Annotated in this window: 13 protein-coding genes and 3 tRNA genes; 7 read left to right on the top strand and 9 right to left on the bottom strand. The window is 65.1% G+C overall.

The window, feature by feature from the left end:
* Nucleotides 1–59: 59 nt before the first annotated feature.
* Complete coding sequence (locus tag HNE04_RS17970; protein WP_172222120.1) at nucleotides 60–1,553, top strand: FAD-dependent oxidoreductase; 1,494 nt, start codon at nucleotides 60–62, stop codon at nucleotides 1,551–1,553.
* Nucleotide 1,554: 1 nt separating this feature from the next.
* Here the strand turns inward: HNE04_RS17970 and HNE04_RS17965 are convergent, their stop codons facing one another.
* Nucleotides 1,555–1,794: a TIGR04438 family Trp-rich protein gene (locus tag HNE04_RS17965; protein ID WP_172222117.1), complete on the bottom strand. Its 240-nt coding sequence runs from the start codon at nucleotides 1,792–1,794 to the stop codon at nucleotides 1,555–1,557.
* A 125-nt stretch (nucleotides 1,795–1,919) separates the two neighbouring features.
* Here HNE04_RS17965 and HNE04_RS17960 point away from each other — a divergent pair, with 125 nt between their 5' ends.
* Entirely contained in the window at nucleotides 1,920–2,222 is a 303-nt protein-coding gene (locus tag HNE04_RS17960) for a c-type cytochrome (protein WP_172222114.1), read from the top strand.
* Between the two features lie 96 nt (nucleotides 2,223–2,318).
* On the opposite strand, the gene acs is transcribed toward HNE04_RS17960, so the two are convergent.
* Nucleotides 2,319–4,304, bottom strand: coding sequence for an acetate--CoA ligase (acs, locus tag HNE04_RS17955; RefSeq protein WP_172222111.1), 1,986 nt, complete (start codon nucleotides 4,302–4,304; stop codon nucleotides 2,319–2,321).
* A 172-nt stretch (nucleotides 4,305–4,476) separates the two neighbouring features.
* Here acs and HNE04_RS17950 point away from each other — a divergent pair, with 172 nt between their 5' ends.
* Nucleotides 4,477–5,088 (top strand): YqhA family protein, encoded by a 612-nt coding sequence (locus HNE04_RS17950; RefSeq protein ID WP_172222108.1) that lies wholly within the window; start codon nucleotides 4,477–4,479, stop codon nucleotides 5,086–5,088.
* On the opposite strand, the gene fumC is transcribed toward HNE04_RS17950, so the two are convergent.
* On the bottom strand, nucleotides 5,085–6,470 hold the full coding sequence (gene fumC / locus HNE04_RS17945) for a class II fumarate hydratase (protein ID WP_172222105.1): 1,386 nt from the start codon (nucleotides 6,468–6,470) through the stop codon (nucleotides 5,085–5,087). The genes HNE04_RS17950 and fumC overlap by 4 nt on opposite strands.
* Nucleotides 6,471–6,670: 200 nt before the next feature.
* Between fumC and HNE04_RS17940 the strand changes: the two genes are divergently transcribed.
* The 4 genes from HNE04_RS17940 to murI all read left to right on the top strand — a co-directional run bounded on the left by HNE04_RS17940 (nucleotide 6,671) and on the right by murI (nucleotide 12,666).
* A complete protein-coding gene (locus HNE04_RS17940) occupies nucleotides 6,671–7,774 on the top strand; it encodes a hypothetical protein (RefSeq protein ID WP_172222102.1) in 1,104 nt (367 codons plus the stop codon).
* On the top strand, nucleotides 7,774–10,287 hold the full coding sequence (locus HNE04_RS17935) for a galactose oxidase-like domain-containing protein (protein ID WP_172222099.1): 2,514 nt from the start codon (nucleotides 7,774–7,776) through the stop codon (nucleotides 10,285–10,287). The genes HNE04_RS17940 and HNE04_RS17935 overlap by 1 nt, the downstream gene beginning before the upstream one ends.
* A 70-nt stretch (nucleotides 10,288–10,357) precedes the next feature.
* Nucleotides 10,358–11,899 carry a fumarate hydratase gene (locus HNE04_RS17930; RefSeq protein ID WP_172222097.1) on the top strand — a complete coding sequence of 514 codons (1,542 nt, stop codon included), beginning with the start codon at nucleotides 10,358–10,360 and terminating at the stop codon, nucleotides 11,897–11,899.
* Nucleotides 11,896–12,666: a glutamate racemase gene (gene murI, locus HNE04_RS17925; RefSeq protein WP_172222095.1), complete on the top strand. Its 771-nt coding sequence runs from the start codon at nucleotides 11,896–11,898 to the stop codon at nucleotides 12,664–12,666. Before HNE04_RS17930 ends, murI begins: the two co-directional genes overlap by 4 nt.
* Here the strand turns inward: murI and HNE04_RS17920 are convergent.
* The 6 genes from HNE04_RS17920 to lon form a co-directional block, all read right to left on the bottom strand.
* Nucleotides 12,663–13,964: an MFS transporter gene (locus HNE04_RS17920; RefSeq protein WP_172222093.1), complete on the bottom strand. Its 1,302-nt coding sequence runs from the start codon at nucleotides 13,962–13,964 to the stop codon at nucleotides 12,663–12,665. The genes murI and HNE04_RS17920 overlap by 4 nt on opposite strands.
* The gene (locus HNE04_RS17915; RefSeq protein WP_172222091.1) at nucleotides 13,964–14,590 is read right to left on the bottom strand and encodes a DUF6806 family protein; all 627 of its coding nucleotides are present in this window, start codon (nucleotides 14,588–14,590) and stop codon (nucleotides 13,964–13,966) included. The genes HNE04_RS17920 and HNE04_RS17915 overlap by 1 nt, the downstream gene beginning before the upstream one ends.
* A 19-nt stretch (nucleotides 14,591–14,609) precedes the next feature.
* Nucleotides 14,610–14,702 (bottom strand) — tRNA-Leu (locus HNE04_RS17910).
* 64 nt (nucleotides 14,703–14,766) lie between these two features.
* Nucleotides 14,767–14,840, bottom strand: a tRNA-Cys gene (locus tag HNE04_RS17905).
* Nucleotides 14,841–14,888: 48 nt separating this feature from the next.
* Nucleotides 14,889–14,964 (bottom strand) — tRNA-Gly (locus HNE04_RS17900).
* Nucleotides 14,965–15,013: 49 nt separating this feature from the next.
* Nucleotides 15,014–17,452, bottom strand: coding sequence for an endopeptidase La (lon, locus tag HNE04_RS17895; RefSeq protein WP_172222089.1), 2,439 nt, complete (start codon nucleotides 17,450–17,452; stop codon nucleotides 15,014–15,016).
* Nucleotides 17,453–17,456: the final 4 nt, after the last annotated feature.

Here is a 17,456-nt window from a genome sequence, read left to right as displayed (position 1 = left end):
TCCTACAGCGCGTCCGCGGCGCGCAACCCTAGCATGGCTGTTCTCGGGGAGAAAACACCATGGACACCACTTCAATCTGGCGCGCCACGGCGCCCCAAACAGGCTATGCCCTGCTGCAGAGCGATGTCAGCACCGATGTGCTCATCATCGGCGGCGGAATCACCGGGGTTACGCTCGCGCTGCTGTTGGCCCAGCAGGGACGCTCCGTGGTCCTGCTCGAAGCCGACGCCATCGGCAGCGGCAGCACCGGCAACTCGACGGGCAACCTCTACGAAACCCTGAGCCAGGGTGTGCACACCATTGCCAGCCGCTGGGACCGGGGCGTTGCGCGCCAGGTCGTGGCACAGCGCCGCGCCGCCGTCGATTTCGTTGAATCCCTCGCGGGGCGGGCCGACTGCGGCTTCCGCCGTTGCAACCACTATCTGTACGCAATCTCCGAGGAGCAAAGGGCGGGTGTCACCCAGGAGTTCACGGCTTTGTTGCAGGCCGGGTGCAACGTCCGCCTGGATACCAGCGTCCCGGAACCCCTGCCGAAACCGGTGCGGGATGCCGTGGTTCTGCAGGGGCAGGCGCAGTTCCAGCCCCAGGCTTATGTGGCACACATCGCGGGACTGGCGGTCGAAGCAGGAGCGGACTTGTACGAGCATTCACGCGTGATCGAGCTTGACCAGAAGGCCAAGCGTGCGGCAACCGCGACCGGCGCCGTGAAGGCCCAGGAGGTCGTGATGGCCACGCACACGCCCAAGGGCTTCCACGTGGTGCAGGCCGAGATGCCGGTGCACCGCGAATATGGCATCGCCCGTCCGCTGACCGGCGCCGATCCAGGGCCGGGCGTCTTCTGGTACCGCGGCAACGACAGGTTCTCGGTGCGCACGATGCAGTGGCAAGGCCGCAGTTTCCTGGTGGGCGTCGGCCAGGAACACAAGCTCGGAACCCACAACGCCAAGGCCAGCTTGATGGTGCTGGAGGGCGCGATCGAAAAGCAGTTCGGCGCCGGCGAGGTGAGCCATCGATGGTCGGCCCAGAACTATCGCTCGGCCGATGGCCTGCCCTACATCGGCCGCGATTTTTCCGGGTGCTTCATCGCGACGGGATTCTCGACCGACGGCCTGGTGTGGGGGACCGTCGCGGCGCAAATCATGGCCGAGCAGTTGATGGGCCGGTCACCGGAGTTTGGCGAACTGTGCAAACCCGGGCGTTTCTCGCCCGTCAAGGGCGGCAAGGCAATGCTCGATGAAGTGGGGACCATGACCATGTCGCTGGTCAAGGACTACCTGACCCACCGGCAGGGCGAGCAGCTGTCGACTTTGGCGCCGGAGGACAGCGCGATCATCGAAGCCGATGGCGAATCGTTCGCCGCCTATCGGGCCCCGGACGGCGAGCTTTTCGCCGTGTCTGCGGTGTGCACGCACCTGGGATGCAAGGTGCACTGGAACAGCGTGGAAACCAGCTGGGACTGCCCCTGCCACGGCAGCCGGTTCAGGCCGGACGGGACGGTGATCGACGGGCCCGCGATTGCTCCGCTCAAGCGCAAGCAGCTGAACGTCGCATGACCTAGCGCCGGCGGGTCTTGATGCCCAGGGACTCGCGGCTCTTGTTGATGCGTGCCTGCTTTTTGGCAACTTCTTTCTCGACCGCCTTTTTCTTGGTATAGCCCGACCAGTCGGCCCAGGCCCACCAAACGACCGCCAGGGCGAACGGCGAAAGTACCCACCACCACTCCCAGAGGGCCACGGGGCCGATCTCCAGGTACTTCATGGCCAGCAGGATAATTCCAAGTCCGAGCAGATACATCAGGTTTCTCCAACGATGGCGGTGTGTTGCAGCATTGCCGAGCTTTACCCGCCAGCGACAAAGGCGTCAACCGCCTTCCCTACAATAGCGTTGAACAAATGTACTCCAACTCGAGAGGAAGATCGATGAAACGTGCCCTGTTTGCCCTGCTCGCCGCCGCGGCCTGCGCCCCAGTGCTGGCCGACCAGGCCTTGGCCACGGCCAAGAACTGCATGGCCTGCCACGCCGTCGACAAGAAGCTGGTCGGACCCTCGTACAAGGATGTGGCCGCCAAATACGCCGGCCAGAAGGACGCCGTCGACAAGCTCGCCGCCAAGATCATGAAGGGCGGCTCCGGCGTCTGGGGTCCCGTGCCCATGCCCGCCAATGCACAAGTGAACGATGCCGAAGCCAAGAAGCTGGCGGCCTGGATACTGACCCAGAAATAACGGCCAAGCCCTGCCAAGAAAGGCCCGCATCGCGGGCCTTTTTTATTTGGGCACGCGCCGAGATGGATCCCGGAACAAGTCCGGGATGACAACTGCCTACAGCTTCTCGGCCAGCTGCTCCAGGATCGCCGGGTTCTCCAGCGTCGAGGTGTCCTGCGTGATCGCCTCGCCCTTGGCGATGGAGCGCAGCAGGCGCCGCATGATCTTGCCGCTGCGGGTCTTGGGCAGGTTGTCGCCGAAGCGGATGTCCTTGGGCTTGGCGATCGGCCCGATCTCCTTGGCGACCCAGTTGCGCAGCTCGTTGGCGATCTGCTTGGCCTCGTCGCCGGTGGGCCGCGAGCGCTTCAACACGACGAAGGCGCAGACCGCCTCGCCGGTCAGGTCGTCGGGGCGCCCCACCACGGCGGCCTCGGCCACCAGATCGGTCTTGGACACCAGCGCAGACTCGATCTCCATCGTGCCCAGGCGGTGGCCCGAGACGTTGAGCACATCGTCGATGCGGCCGCCAATGCGGAAGTAGCCGCGATCGGCGCTGCGTGCCGCGGCGTCTCCGGCGAGATAGAGCTTCCCGCCGAGCTCAGGCGGGTAGTAGCTGGCCTTGTAGCGCTCCGGGTCGCCCCAGATCGTGCGGATCATGCTAGGCCAAGGCCGCTTGATCACCAGGATTCCGCCGTCGCCATGGGGCAGGTCCTTGCCCAGATCGTCCACGATCGCGGCCATGATGCCCGGCAGCGGCAGCGTGCAGGAGCCCGGCACCGTGGGTGTAGCGCCCGGCAGCGGGGTGATCATGTGGCCGCCGGTCTCGGTCTGCCACCATGTATCCACGATGGGGCAACGCTCGCCACCCACATGCTTGTGGTACCACATCCAGGCTTCCGGGTTGATCGGCTCGCCCACCGTGCCCAGGATGCGCAGGCTGGTCAGGTCATAGCGCGCCGGGTGGATCTTCTCGTCGCCCTCCGCCGCCTTGATCAGCGAGCGGATCGCCGTGGGCGCGGTGTAGAACACCGTCACCTTGTGCTTCTCGATCATCTGCCAGAAGCGCCCGGCACTCGGGTAGGTGGGGATGCCCTCGAAGATGACCTGGGTGGCCCCCGCCGCCAGCGGGCCGTAGGCGACATACGTGTGGCCGGTGATCCAGCCGATGTCGGCCGTGCACCAGAACACGTCGCTGGGCTTGATGTCGAAGGTCCAGTCCATCGTGAGCTTGGCCCACAGCAGGTAGCCGCCGGTGGAATGCTGCACACCCTTGGGCTTGCCGGTGGAGCCGGAGGTGTAGAGGATGAACAGCGGATGCTCGGCGCCCACGGCTTCCGGGCGGCATTCGCTGGGCTGGCCTTGCAGCACCTCGGTGAACGTCTTGTCGCGGCCGGCGGTCATGCCACAGGTGGTGGGCGTGCGCATGAACACCAGCACGGTCTTGAGGGTGTCGCACCCGCCCATGGCGATGCCTTCGTCCACGATGGCCTTGAGCGGCATTTCCTTGCCGCCGCGCATCTGGTAGTTGGCGGTGATGACGGCCACGGCGCCGGCGTCGATGATGCGTTCGTTCAGGGCCTTGGCCGAGAAGCCGCCGAACACCACGCTGTGCGTCGCGCCAATGCGCGCGCAGGCCTGCATGGCCACCACGCCCTCGATGCTCATGGGCACGTAGATGATGACGCGGTCGCCCTTCTTGATGCCCTGCGCCTTGAGCGCATTGGCGAACTGGCTGACGCGGCCGAGCAGCTCCTTGTAGCTGACGCGCGTGACGGCGCCGTCGTCGGCCTCGAAGACGATGGCGGTCTTGTTCTCGGTGGGCGTGCCGATGTGCTTGTCCAGGCAGTTGGCGGATGCATTGAGCTCACCGTCCTCGAACCATTCATAGAACGGCGCCTTGGACTCATCGAGCGTCTTGGTGAAAGGCTTGGTCCAGACTAAGTTGTCGCGGGCCAGGCGCGCCCAGAAGCCTTCGAAATCCTTGTTGGCTTCGTCGCAAAGGGCGTTGTAAGCCTCCATGCCGGAAATGCGCGCCGATTTGACGGCTTGCTCGGACGGGGGGAAGACGCGATTCTCGACCAGGACCGATTCGATATTGCTCATGACGATAGTCTCCGCTAGAGGGTTGGATTTCGCGGTAATGTCAGGGTTAGCACTTACAGTCCACTGACGAGGGCTACCCTCGCCCCGCGCCGCGCTCTGAAATTTACTCCCAACCAGAGCTGCCACGCGGGAAATCTACAATCTGCCCATCCGTAAAAACCCCGTTTCCTCAATGCAAGACCCCACGACCACTACCCTGCAAGACCGTTCCCCCCTTCGGCCCCTACCCGGCCTTATCTTTGCCAGCCGCTGGCTCCAGCTTCCACTCTATCTGGGGCTGATCGCGGCCCAGGCGGTTTACGTCTTTCACTTCTGGGTCGAGCTGGTGCACCTGCTGGAGGCGGCCTTCGGCAGCCAGGACGCGCTGCAGCAGTTGATCACCAGCATCGGCTACAAGCAGACAGTCCCCATCACATCACTGAACGAGACGGTGATCATGCTGGTGGTGCTAGCCCTGATCGACGTGGTGATGATCTCCAACCTGCTGATCATGGTGATCGTGGGCGGCTATGAAACCTTCGTCAGCCGCATGGGCCTGCAGGGCCACCCCGACCAGCCCGAATGGCTGAGCCACGTGAACGCCTCGGTGCTGAAGGTGAAGCTGGCCACGGCGATCATCGGCATCTCGTCGATCCACCTGCTCAAGACCTTCATCAACGCCGACAACTACACCGACCGGGTGCTGATCGCGCAGACGGCGATCCATATCACCTTCTTGCTGTCCGCCATTGCGATCGCATACACCGACAAGATCATGTCGGGGATCGCGGAACGCAAGCACTAGCGCCCAGTCATCTTCTCGGGCCGCACCCACTGGTCGAACTGCTCGGCGGTGACATGGCCCGAGGCGATGGCCGCCTCGCGCAGGCTGGTGCCTTCCTTGTGCGCCTTCTTGGCGATTTGCGCCGCCTTGTCGTAGCCGATGTGCGGGTTCAAAGCAGTCACCAGCATCAGTGACCGGTCCACCAGCTCGGCGATGCGCTCGCGGTTGGCGGTGATCCCCACCGCGCAATGGTCGTTGAAGCTGGCCATGCCATCGGCCAGCAGCCGCACGCTTTGCAGGAAGTTGTGGGCGATCATCGGGCGGAACACATTGAGCTCGAAGTTGCCCGAGGCCCCGCCGATATTGATGGCGACGTCGTTGCCGAACACCTGGCAGCACAGCATGGTCAGCGCCTCGCTCTGCGTCGGGTTGACCTTGCCGGGCATGATCGATGAGCCGGGTTCGTTCTCGGGGATGCTGATCTCGCCGATGCCGCTGCGCGGCCCGCTGGCCAGCCAGCGCACGTCGTTGGCAATCTTCATGAGCCCTGCGGCCAATGTCTTGAGCGCGCCGTGGGCGTGCACCAGCGCATCGGCCGCTGCCATGGCCTCGAACTTGTTGGGGGCGCTGACGAAGGGCAGCCCGGTGAGCCGCGCCAATTCCGCCGCCACTTTTTCGGCATAGCCGGGGGGCGAATTCAGGCCCGTTCCAACGGCCGTCCCGCCCAAGGCCAGCTCGCACAAGTGCGGCAGGCTGCCGTGCAGATGGCGATCGGCCTGTTCCAGCTGCGCCGCGTAGCCCGAAAATTCCTGGCCCAGGGTGAGCGGCGTCGCGTCCTGCAGGTGGGTGCGGCCGATCTTCACGATGTCCATGAACTCGTCCGACTTGGCCGCCAGCGTGGACTTGAGCTTCATCAGCGAGGGCATCAGCCGGTTGCGCACGGCATCCACCGCCGCCACGTTCATGGCCGTGGGAAACACGTCGTTGGACGACTGGCTCTTGTTCACGTCGTCGTTGGGGTGGACCAGGCGTCCCTCGCCTCGCTGGCCGCCCAGCAGCTCACTGGCGCGGTTGGCCAGCACCTCGTTGACGTTCATGTTGGTCTGGGTCCCCGAGCCGGTCTGCCACACCACCAGCGGGAACTCCTCGTCGTGCTTGCCTGCAAGCACCTCGTCGGCGGCCGCGACGATGGCCGAGGCCTTGGCCTGGTCGAGCAGTCCCATCAGATGGTTCACCACGGCGCAGGAGCGCTTGACCTGTACCAGGGCGCGGATCAGCTCGCGCGGCTGGCGCTCCCCGGAAATATTGAAATTCTGCAGGGAGCGCTGGGTCTGCGCGCCCCAGAGCCGCTCGACCGGAACTTCGATCGGGCCGAAGGTATCGTGTTCAATTCGGGTCTTCATGCTCGAGTAGGAATCGGCTGTCCAATGGCGGGTGATAGCCACCGTAACAGAGTTGGGGTGGCTTGTGTTTTTCGGCCGCAGCAGGCCGATGTAACCCGCCACGCATGCAATTCAAACTTACATCCGTCGGGTTCGCTTTTTAACGCCCCATTTTCCACAATTGCCCTGCGTTCGCACCGTGCGAACCTGGAAGGTAATTCATGGCTGCGATAAGGGTCAGACCCCTGTTGTTCGCCGCATGTTTCGTCGCCGCCAACGCGGCCGCGCAAACCTACAGAGTGGTCGACCTTGCCACACTCGCACAAGGCTACGCGACGGTTGTTCGCGGTCCCAACAGTGCGGGTGAGGGCTCGGGCGGCGGTATCCTTGACAGCGCGCAGGGTACGCGCCGGGGCCGGCGCGCACTATTGTTCGAGATCAATGGTCCGCGGCAGGTCGCTGAACCGGCCGAAAGTGACAGCGCGGTCGTCTTCGGTCTCAACGATACCGGAGGCTACGTGGGCAGCTTCAGCACGCAAACCGGGGTCCACGCATTCGCCGGCACGCGAGCAGGAGCGGCCAGGGAACTGCCTCCACTTGGCGGCGACTCTTCCAGCGCGGCCTACGCCTTGAACAACCGGGGCCAGGCCGTCGGCTTCTCCAGCGGGGCTGGAGGCCAGCGCGCCGTCATGTGGGATGCAAACGGCACGCCAACGGCGTTGCCCGGCTCTCCTGATATGTCCCGCAGTCGAGCGACCGGCATCAACGAGCGAGGCGACGTGTCGGGCGTCCGCAGCACTGCCGCCGGGCAAAGACCGATCTTGTGGGGGGCTGGTCGGACTCCAGCCGAATTGACGCTGCTAGCCGGCCACACCACGGGCGAGGCCAACGCGATCAATGCGCGCGGCGACGTTGTCGGCTACTCGGCCGACGCGTCCGGCGCGCGCCGCGCCACTTTGTGGCCCTGGAGCGGCGGGGTCGTCGATCTCGGCACGCTGCCGGGTGGGGAATTCAGTCAGGCGTTCGGCAGCAATGGTGTGGGAGACATCGTCGGCGCCTCTACCAGCACTGTAGGTAGCCGCGCAGTACTGTGGACGCGCGGCGGCGTGCATGACCTGAACAGTCTTATTGCACCATCGACCTTCGTGCTGACCAAGGCCGTCGGCATCACGGCCGGCGGCATGATCATCGCCATCGGGCATGTGCCAGCGGCCGGGCATCACGCAGGGGCTGGGCAGGGGAGCGGAGCTCACGAGCATGACGTGGATGAGCACGACCTTCCGGTCCGGGTCTTCCTGCTCGTTCGCTCGGGAGGAACGCCGTGATGTTGCGCAAGCTTGCTGCCGCCGCACTGTCATGCCTGTTGGGCACAGCATGCTTCCTCTCGCCGGGTACTGCGAACGCGCAGGCCAGCCTCACAGGCGCGTGGACCCGATTGCAGGACTTTCCGGTCATACCTATCGACAGCCACCTGCTCCCAAGCGGCAAAGTCATGATGTGGGGCCGCCCCGGTGACCAGGGATACCTGTGGGATCCCACCACCCAGGCGATCACCGCGCTGCCGGTTGCAGGTTATGACGTGTTCTGCGCGGGCCACGCCTTTCTGGCGGACGGACGGCTGCTGGTGGCCGGCGGGCATATCCTGGACAACGTCGGGCTTGCGAACGCCAGCGTGTACGACCCGGCGACGAATGCCTGGTCGAGGGCGCCCGACATGAACGCGGGACGCTGGTATCCGACAGTGACGACGCTGCCGAACGGCGATGCGCTGGTGATGTCGGGGGGCATCGACACGACCGTCGGGGTTAATCCGCTACCGCAGGTGTATCAGGCCGCGACCAACACGTGGCGCGACTTGACGAATGCACAGTTGGAAGTGCCCTATTATCCGCAGCTGTTCGTGGCGCCGAATGGCCGGGTGATCATGGTCGGACCTTCGGACAACATCCGCTGGCTGGACACCGCCGGCACCGGTGCATGGAGTTTTCTGGGGTTGAGCAATTTCGGTTATCGCGACGCCAATTCGGCTGCCATGTACGCCGATGGGAAAATACTGGTGATGGGGGGAGGTGATAACCCGCCTGGACCGGTGGCGCAAGTGATCGACCTGACCGGGCCGGCTCCGGCCTGGCGCGCAGTTGCATCGATGAGCAACGCCCGGCGCCATCACAGCGCCACCTTGCTGCCCGATGGCACCGTGCTGGTCACCGGCGGCACATCGGGCTCGGGCTGGAACGATGAAACATCGCCGGTCTTCGCAGCGGAATCGTGGAACCCGGCCACGGAGGCCTGGACCACGCTGGCGAGCGCATCGGTGCCAAGGCTTTACCACTCCTCGGCGCTGCTTCTCCCAGACGGACGTGTGATCACAGGCGGCGGCGACGGCCATCTTGAAGCCGAGGTCTTTTCGCCACCGTACCTGTTCAAGGGAGCACGCCCGGCCATGAGTGCGGTGCCAGCGTCGATGGGATACGGCCAACAAATCACCGTTCAGAGTCTGGACGCTGCCAGCATCCAGAAAGTGACGCTGATCCGGCTGCCATCCGTCACGCATGGGTTCGACCAGAACCAGCGTATGACCACGCTGCAGTTCACACCTGGCACAGGCACGCTAAGCATCACGGCTCCAGCCAATGCAAACCTGGCGCCGCCCGGGCACTACATGCTCTTCATTGTCAACGGCAATGGTGTGCCGTCCGTGGCCGCTATCGTGCAGATCGGCACCGCGGCGCCACCGCCGCCGCCGCCGCCAGCGGTTCCGGTACTTGTCTCGCTCGCCCCAAGCAGCGCGACTGCAGGGGGGCCCGCCTTCACGCTCACCGCCAACGGCAGCAATTTCGTTTCGGGGGCGGCCGTGCACTGGAATGGCGTGGCCCGCACGACAACCTTGGTCAGCGGCACTCAGTTGAGCGCCGCCATCGCCGCGGCCGACATAGCCGCCCCGGGTACCGCCCAGGTCTCGGTGCTCAACCCTGGAGGAGCCGCGTCCGGTGCATTGCCTTTCACGGTCACAGCCCCGCCGCCCCCGCCGCCCCCGCCGGCGGCTCCGGCACTTGGCTCGCTCGTCCCAAGCAGCGCGACTGCAGGGGGCCCCGCCTTCACGCTCACCGCCAACGGCAGCAACTTCGTTTCGGGGTCGGCCGTGCACTGGAATGGCGTGGCCCGCACAACAACCTTGGTCAGCGGCACTCAATTGAGCGCAGCCATAACGGCGGCCGACATAGCCGCCCCGGGTACCGCCCAGGTCTCGGTGCTCAACCCTGGAGGAGCCGCGTCCGGCGCATTGCCATTCACGGTCGCAGTCCCGCCCCCGCCGGCGGTTCCGGCACTTGTCTCGCTCGCCCCAAGCAGCGCGACTGCAGGGGGGCCCGCCTTCACGCTCACCGCCAACGGCAGCAATTTCGTTTCAGGGGCGGCGGTGCTATGGAATGGCACGGCCCGCACGACAACCTTGGTCAGCGGCACCCAGTTGAGAGCCGCCATAACGGCGGCCGACATAGCCGCCCCGGGTACCGGCCAGGTCTCGGTGCTCAACCCTGGAGCAGCCGCGTCGGGTGCATTGCCTTTCACGGTCACAGCGGCAATCCCGACGTATGCGCTGACGGTGACCAAGGCCGGCACGGGCAATGCAACGATCACCAGCGTCCCGGCCGGAATCAGCTGCGGCGGTACCTGCACCGCCCCGTTCGCCAGCGGCGCGACTGTCACGTTGACGGTAAAGGTCAACGGCAAAGGAACCTTTGCAGGCTGGGGTGGCGCTTGTACCGGCACCGGGAACACGTGCACGGTAACGATGAACGCCAGTAAGGCAGTCACGGCGACGACAAACGGGCGGTGATACTCCGGCGCGGAGCGCCCTCAGCAGCGTCTGGGATAATCGGGTAAACCCCCTGCTTTACCCCGATACCATGACGACGACCATCAAAGCCGACGATCTCATCGAATCCATCGCCGCCGCGCTGCAGTACATCAGCTACTACCACCCCGCCGATTACATCACCCACCTCTCCCGCGCCTACGAGCGCGAGCAAAGCCCGGCGGCCAAGGACGCGATCGCGCAGATCCTCACCAACAGCAAGATGAGCGCCACCGGCCAGCGGCCCATCTGCCAGGACACCGGCATCGTCAACGTATTCCTGAAGGTCGGCATGGACGTGCGTTTCGAGGGCTTCTCCGGGAGCATCGATGACGCCATCAACGAAGGCGTGCGCCGCGGCTACAACCACCCCGACAACACCCTGCGCGCATCGGTCGTGGCCGATCCGCAGTTCGACCGCAAGAACACCAAGGACAATACCCCGGCCGTGATCTTCACCGAGCTGGTTCCCGGCGACAAGCTGGACATCACCGTCGCGGCCAAGGGCGGCGGCAGCGAGAACAAGAGCAAGTTCGTCATGCTCAATCCTTCCGACTCGGTGGTGGACTGGGTGCTCAAGACCGTGCCCACCATGGGCGCCGGCTGGTGCCCGCCGGGCATGCTGGGCATCGGCATCGGCGGCACGGCCGAGAAAGCCATGCTGATGGCCAAAGAGTCGTTGATGGAAGACATCGACATGTACGAACTGCTGCAACGCGGTCCCCGCAACAAGACCGAGGAACTGCGCCTGGAGCTGCACGAAAAGGTCAACGCCCTGGGCATCGGCGCACAGGGCCTGGGCGGCCTCACCACGGTGCTGGACATCAAGATCAAGATGTACCCCACGCACGCGGCCAGCAAGCCGGTGGCCATGATCCCCAACTGCGCCGCCACCCGCCACGCCCACTTCGTGATGGACGGCTCCGGCCCGGTCTACCTGGACCCACCCAGCCTGGACCTGTGGCCTAACGTGAACTGGACGCCCGACTACAACAAGAGCAAGAAGGTCAACCTGGACACCTTGACCCGGGAAGAAGTCGCCAGCTGGAAGCCCGGCGACACCCTGCTGCTCAACGGCAAGATGCTCACCGGCCGCGATGCCGCGCACAAGCGCATTGCCGACATGCTGGCCAAGGGCGAGCAGCTGCCGGTGGATTTCACCAACCGCGTCATCTACTACGTCGGCCCGGTCGATCCGGTCAAGGGCGAGGCCGTGGGGCCCGCGGGCCCGACCACGGCCACCCGCATGGACAAGTTCACCGACATGATGCTGTCGCAGACCGGCCTGATCGCGATGATCGGCAAGGCCGAGCGCGGCCCGGTCGCCATCGAGGCCATCAAGAAGCACAAGAGCGCCTACCTGATGGCCGTGGGGGGCGCCGCCTACCTGGTGTCCAAGGCGATCAAGACGGCCAAGGTGCTGGGCTTTGCCGACCTGGGCATGGAAGCCATCTACGAGTTCGACGTGGTCGACATGCCCGTTACCGTGGCGGTGGACGCCGGCGGCACCAGCGCCCACATCACCGGCCCGGCCGAGTGGCAAAAGAAGATCGCCAGCGGCGAGTTCAAGAGCATTCCCGTCGCGGCAGCTTGAAGCCCATCGGCGTCTTCGACAGCGGCGTCGGCGGCCTGAGCATCCTCAAGGCGCTGCGCGCCGCGTTGCCCGGCGAGGACTTCGTGTACCTCGCCGACACCCGGCACGCGCCCTACGGCGAGCGCGGTGACGACTACGTTGCCGATCGCTCGCGCGCCATCTTCCGCCAACTCATCGAAGAGCACGCCGTGAAGTCGATGGTGGTGGCTTGCAACACGGCCACGGCGGCGGCGATCCATCTCCTGCGTCGCGACTACCCCGGCCTGCCGCTGGTCGGCGTGGAGCCGGCGCTCAAGCCGGCGGTGGCGCGCAGCCGCACCAAGCGCATCGGCGTGCTCGCCACCCGCGGTACGCTGCAGTCGGCAAAGTTCGGCGCGCTCCACGACTCGCTCAAGGAACAGGCCGAGTTCGTGTTGCAGCCCTGCGATGGACTGGCCGCGGCGATCGAGGCCGACGACCTGGAGCAGGTGGATGCACTCTGCGCCAAGTACATCCGCGCCATCGGCGAATACGGATCGGCTCCCGGGCAGGTCGACACCCTGGTGTTGGGCTGCACCCACTACCCGTTCGCCCAGGCGCAGCTGCTGGCTCACGCGGGCCCGGGCGTCACGCTCATCGAAACCGGTGAGCCCGTGGCACGCCAGACCCACCGCCTGCTGGAAGCCGCGGGCCTGTTAGAGGCCCAGGACCAGGGCCGGGTAGAGTTGCTCACCACGGGGTCGCCCGCCGCCCTCCAGGCCGCTGCGTCCCGCTGGCTGGGGCTCTAAGCCGCGTCGGCCTGCAACGCCGCCTGGCGCCCCCGCGACACGTTCACCGGGATCAACAGCAACAGCCCCGCGATGAAAAGAGCGGTGGTCGACATGATCGCCAGCCGCTGGTTGCCGCCGGTGGCCCAGGTGATGGCGCCGTAGCTCAGGGGCCCGATGATGCTGGCCAGCCGGATGGCGAAGGTCCACAGGCCGTAGAACTCCGCCAGCTGCCTTTTGGGCGCGAACATGCCCGCCATGGCGCGCCCGGCCGACTGGCTGGAACCCATGCACAGCCCGGCGATGGCAGCCGCCCACCAGAAGCCGCCCTTGGTCGTCGTGGTGGCAGCGATCACGCAGGTGGCGATCCAGCCGACCAGCGTGATGGCCAGCGCGATCTTGTGTCCGATGCGATCCTGAAAGTAGCCCCAGCCAAAGGCGCCGGCCGCCGCCGCGAGGTTCAGCACGAAGATCAGCACCATGGTTTCCTGCTGCTTGAACCCGATCTCGGTTTCCGCATAGATCGCGGCCAGCGTGACCGCCACGGCGACACCGCCCTGGTAGAAGACCGCGCACAGCAGCAGCCACATGAAGTCCTTGAAATTGCGCGCCTGCAGATAGGTGCGCCGCAGCTGCTGCAGCGAGGCCTTGATCCCGCCTTGGCGCAGCGCGTCCGGATTGGGCTGCGCGCGTTCACGCAGCAGCCAGAAGGTCACCAGCGCCGCGGCCCCGTACAGCAGCGCCGTGATCACCATCGTGACCGGCACGAAGCGCTCCGCCTTGATGCCCTGGCCCTGCGCCCAGATCACGTAGCCCAGGCAAAGGCCCAGCGCCAGCATGCCGCCGAAGTAGCCGAAGCCCCAGCCCCAGCCACTGACCTTGCCCAGGGATGCGGGTTTGGCCAGTTCGGGCAGGAAGGCTGCCGTGAGCGACTCGCCATACGAATAGAAGGTGTTGGAGATGATGATCAGCAGCACGGCCAACGCGACACTGCCCGGCCCGGCGAGCGCCAGCGCCGCGGTGGAGAGCACGCAGCCGATGGTGAACATCGCCAGCAGGCGTTTCTTGGCCGCACGCAGGTCGGCATAGGCGCCGATGCTCGGCATGGTGAACATCACGATGGCATAGGAGACACTGAGCGCCGCGGTCCAGGCGAAGGTCGCCCATTCGGCCTTGCCGGCGATGCCGCCGACGAAATAAGCCGCGAACACGGCGGTGAGGACCACCGTGGTGTAGCCCGAGTTGGCAAAGTCGTACATGGCCCAGCCGAACACCTCGCGCTTGCGCACGCCGGGGTTCAGGGCGCCCTGCGAGAACATCAATGCAGGTGCCGCGGACGGCGACCGCCGCCGTGGCCGGAGCCGCCACCACCCGTGCCGCGCGGCGGCTTGCCGATCTCCAGCGAGTTCACCAACGCGTCGAAGCGCTGGCCAAACAGCTTGTCGATCTCGGCCACCACGCCACCGAGCTCGGCGCCGTCGAAGTGGCGCTCCATCAGGTTCACCACGTCTTCCACCAGCAGGTCGCGTTGCACCTGCATGATGGCAGCGGGGTTGGGCCCGACGAACAACATGACGAAATCGTCGCGCGATTCCGCCTCGGGGGATTCCTCTTCCTCGTCGAATTCGGCGTCATAGAAGGTCACCTCGATCGCGGCGCCCGATTGCGCCAGTTCGTTCAGGCTCATGCACATCTCGTCGAGCGACTGGCGGAAATCCTCGTCGCCGGGCACCGTCCAGCACATGCGAAGAATGTGCTCGGTCGCGTCGAACTTGATGCCGGGCTCTTCCTCGTAGGCGCTTCCGGCGGCGTCGGCCAGCGAATTCGCGCCCGAGTAGGCCCACATCGGCTTGAGCGCTTCTTGCAACTGGGCGTAGGTCACGTCGGCGCGCAACTGCACATCGCCATGGACGTGGATTTCGAACGGAGCGTTATATCGTGACATGCGTGTACCCGACTCTTTCTGGTGCCTCGAGCCGGGATCGAACCGGCACGCCCCTTTTCAGGAAAGCGGCGGATTTTAAGTCCGCTGTGTCTACCAATTTCACCATCGAGGCCCAGGCCCATTGTGAAACAAAAACGAAACAGCCCCGGCAACCATGTTGGCGGGGCTGTGAACCTTGGAGGCGCGGGGCGGAGTCGAACCGCCCTGGATGGATTTGCAATCCACTGCATAACCGCTTTGCTACCGCGCCGTGCGTAACCATGAAAAAGGGAAGCCTGGGCTTCCCTTTTTCGAAATGTGGAGCGGGAAAAGAGTCTCGAACTCTCGACCTCAACCTTGGCAAGGTTGCGCTCTACCAACTGAGCTATTCCCGCATTTCGAGCTTCGAATTATAGCGTAGTTTTTTGGACCCCGGTCGGCGCCTCAGTGCTTCACCGATGCCGGGCGCGCAGGCTTGGGCCCATCACCGGCGGCCGGAGCGATCGGCGCCGCGGCGGCAACGGGCTCTTCTTCGGGCAACGGCGTCGGCATGCGCTCCAGCGCCACCTCCAGCACCTTGTCGATCCATTTCACCGGCACGATCTCCAGGCCGTTCTTCACGTTCTCCGGAATATCCTGAAGGTCCTTGGCGTTCTCTTCGGGGATCAGCACCGTCTTGATGCCGCCGCGCAAGGCCGCCAGCAGCTTTTCCTTCAGGCCGCCGATCGCCGTTACTTCGCCGCGCAGCGTGATCTCGCCCGTCATGGCCACATCCGCGCGGACCGGGATACCGGTCAGTGCCGAAACCAATGCGGTGGTCATCGCCGCACCCGCGCTGGGCCCGTCCTTGGGCGTCGCGCCGTCGGGCACGTGGATGTGGATGTCCTTCTTCTCGAAGACCTCGTCCATCAGGCCCAACCTGCGGGCACGGCTGCGCACCACGGTGCGCGCGGCGGCAACCGACTCCTTCATCACGTCGCCCAGCGAGCCGGTGGTGGTGGAGACGCCCTTGCCGGGCATCAGCGCCGCTTCGATCGTCAGCAGGTCGCCCCCGACCTCGGTCCATGCCAGGCCCACGACCTGGCCCACCTGGTTCTGCGCCTCGGCACGGCCATAGGTGTACTTGCGCACGCCCAGGAAGTCGTTCAGGTTGTCGGCATTCACCGTCACCAGCGGGGTGTACTTCTTGAGCAGCAGGCCCTTGACGACCTTGCGGCAGATCTTGCCCAGGTCGCGCTCGAGCGAGCGAACGCCGGCCTCACGCGTGTAGTAGCGGATGATGTCGCGCACCGCGTCTTCGGTGACGAGCAGTTCCGTTTCCTTCACGCCGTTGTTGGTCATCTGCTTGGGCAGCAGGTACTTCAGCGCGATGTTGGTCTTCTCGTCCTCGGTATAGCCGGACAGGCGGATCACTTCCATCCGGTCCAGCAGCGCCGGCGGGATGTTCATCGAGTTCGAGGTGGCGACGAACATCACGTCGGACAGGTCGAAGTCGACCTCGACATAGTGGTCGCCGAACTTGTGGTTCTGCTCGGGGTCCAGCACCTCCAGCAGCGCGCTGGAAGGGTCGCCGCGGAAGTCGGTGCCCAGCTTGTCGATTTCATCGAGCAGGAACAGCGGATTGCGCGTACCGGCCTTGTTCAGGTTGGTCAGCACCTTGCCCGGCAATGCGCCGATGTAGGTGCGGCGATGGCCGCGGATCTCGGCCTCGTCGCGCATGCCGCCCAGGGCCATGCGCACGTACTTGCGGCCCGTCGCCTTGGCGATGGACTGCCCCAGCGAGGTCTTGCCGACGCCGGGAGGGCCGACCAGGCACAGGATAGGCGCCTTGACCTTGTCGACGCGCTGTTGCACCGCGAGATATTCGAGGATGCGGTCCTTGACCTTATCGAGGCCGTAGTGGTCTTCGTTCAGCACGCCCTCGGCGTGGCCGAGGTCATGCTTGATCTTGGTCTTCTTGCTCCAGGGCAGACCCGTGAGCACCTCGATGTAGTTGCGCACCACCGTGGCTTCGGCCGACATCGGGGACATCAGCTTGAGCTTTTTCAGTTCGCCGTCGGCCTTCTTCTTGGCGTCCTTCGGCATCTTTGCGGCTTTGATCTTCTTTTCGATCTCTTCGATGTCCGCGCCCTCTTCGCCCTCGCCCAGCTCCTTCTGGATCGCCTTGACCTGCTCGTTCAGGTAGAAGTCGCGCTGGTTCTTTTCCATCTGGCGCTTGACGCGGCCGCGGATCTTCTTGTCGACGTTCAGGATGTCGACCTCGCGCTCGATCTGCTCGAACAGGTTTTCCAGGCGCAGCTTGACGTCGGCCAGGTCCAGGACGATCTGCTTGTTATCGAGTTTCAGCGGCAGGTGTGCGGCGATGGTGTCGGCCAGGCGGCCGGGATCGTCGATGCTGGAGATGGAGGTGAGGATCTCCGGCGGGATCTTCTTGTTCAGCTTGACGTACTGGTCGAACTGCTGCATCACGGCACGGCGCAACGCTTCGATCTCGCTGGACTTCGGGTCTTTCTCGGCCGAATCCACGGGCGTGACGTTGGCCGTGAAATGCTGCTCGCCGTCCTCGATGCGGTTGACGCGGGCGCGCTGCTGGCCCTCGACCAGCACCTTCACGGTGCCGTCAGGCAGCTTGAGCATCTGCAGGATGGTGGAGACGCAGCCGACTTCGAACATGTCGGAAACCGAAGGCTCGTCCTTGGCGGCGGCTTTCTGGGCGACCAGCATGATGCGCCGCTCGGCCTCCATGGCGGCCTCGAGCGCCTTGATGCTCTTGGGCCGGCCCACGAACAGCGGAATGACCATATGCGGGAAGACCACGACGTCGCGCAAAGGCAGCAACGGCAGGTCGATGGCGGTGGCGGGCAATGGAACGTGTCCGGACATGGTG

Origin of the sequence: Caenimonas soli, assembly GCF_013155545.1 — a bacterium.
In the GTDB taxonomy this organism is placed as follows: Bacteria; Pseudomonadota; Gammaproteobacteria; order Burkholderiales; family Burkholderiaceae_C; genus Ramlibacter; species Ramlibacter soli.
The sequence above is the reverse complement of the archived record's forward strand: the minus strand, read 5'-3'. Positions and strand labels throughout refer to the sequence as shown.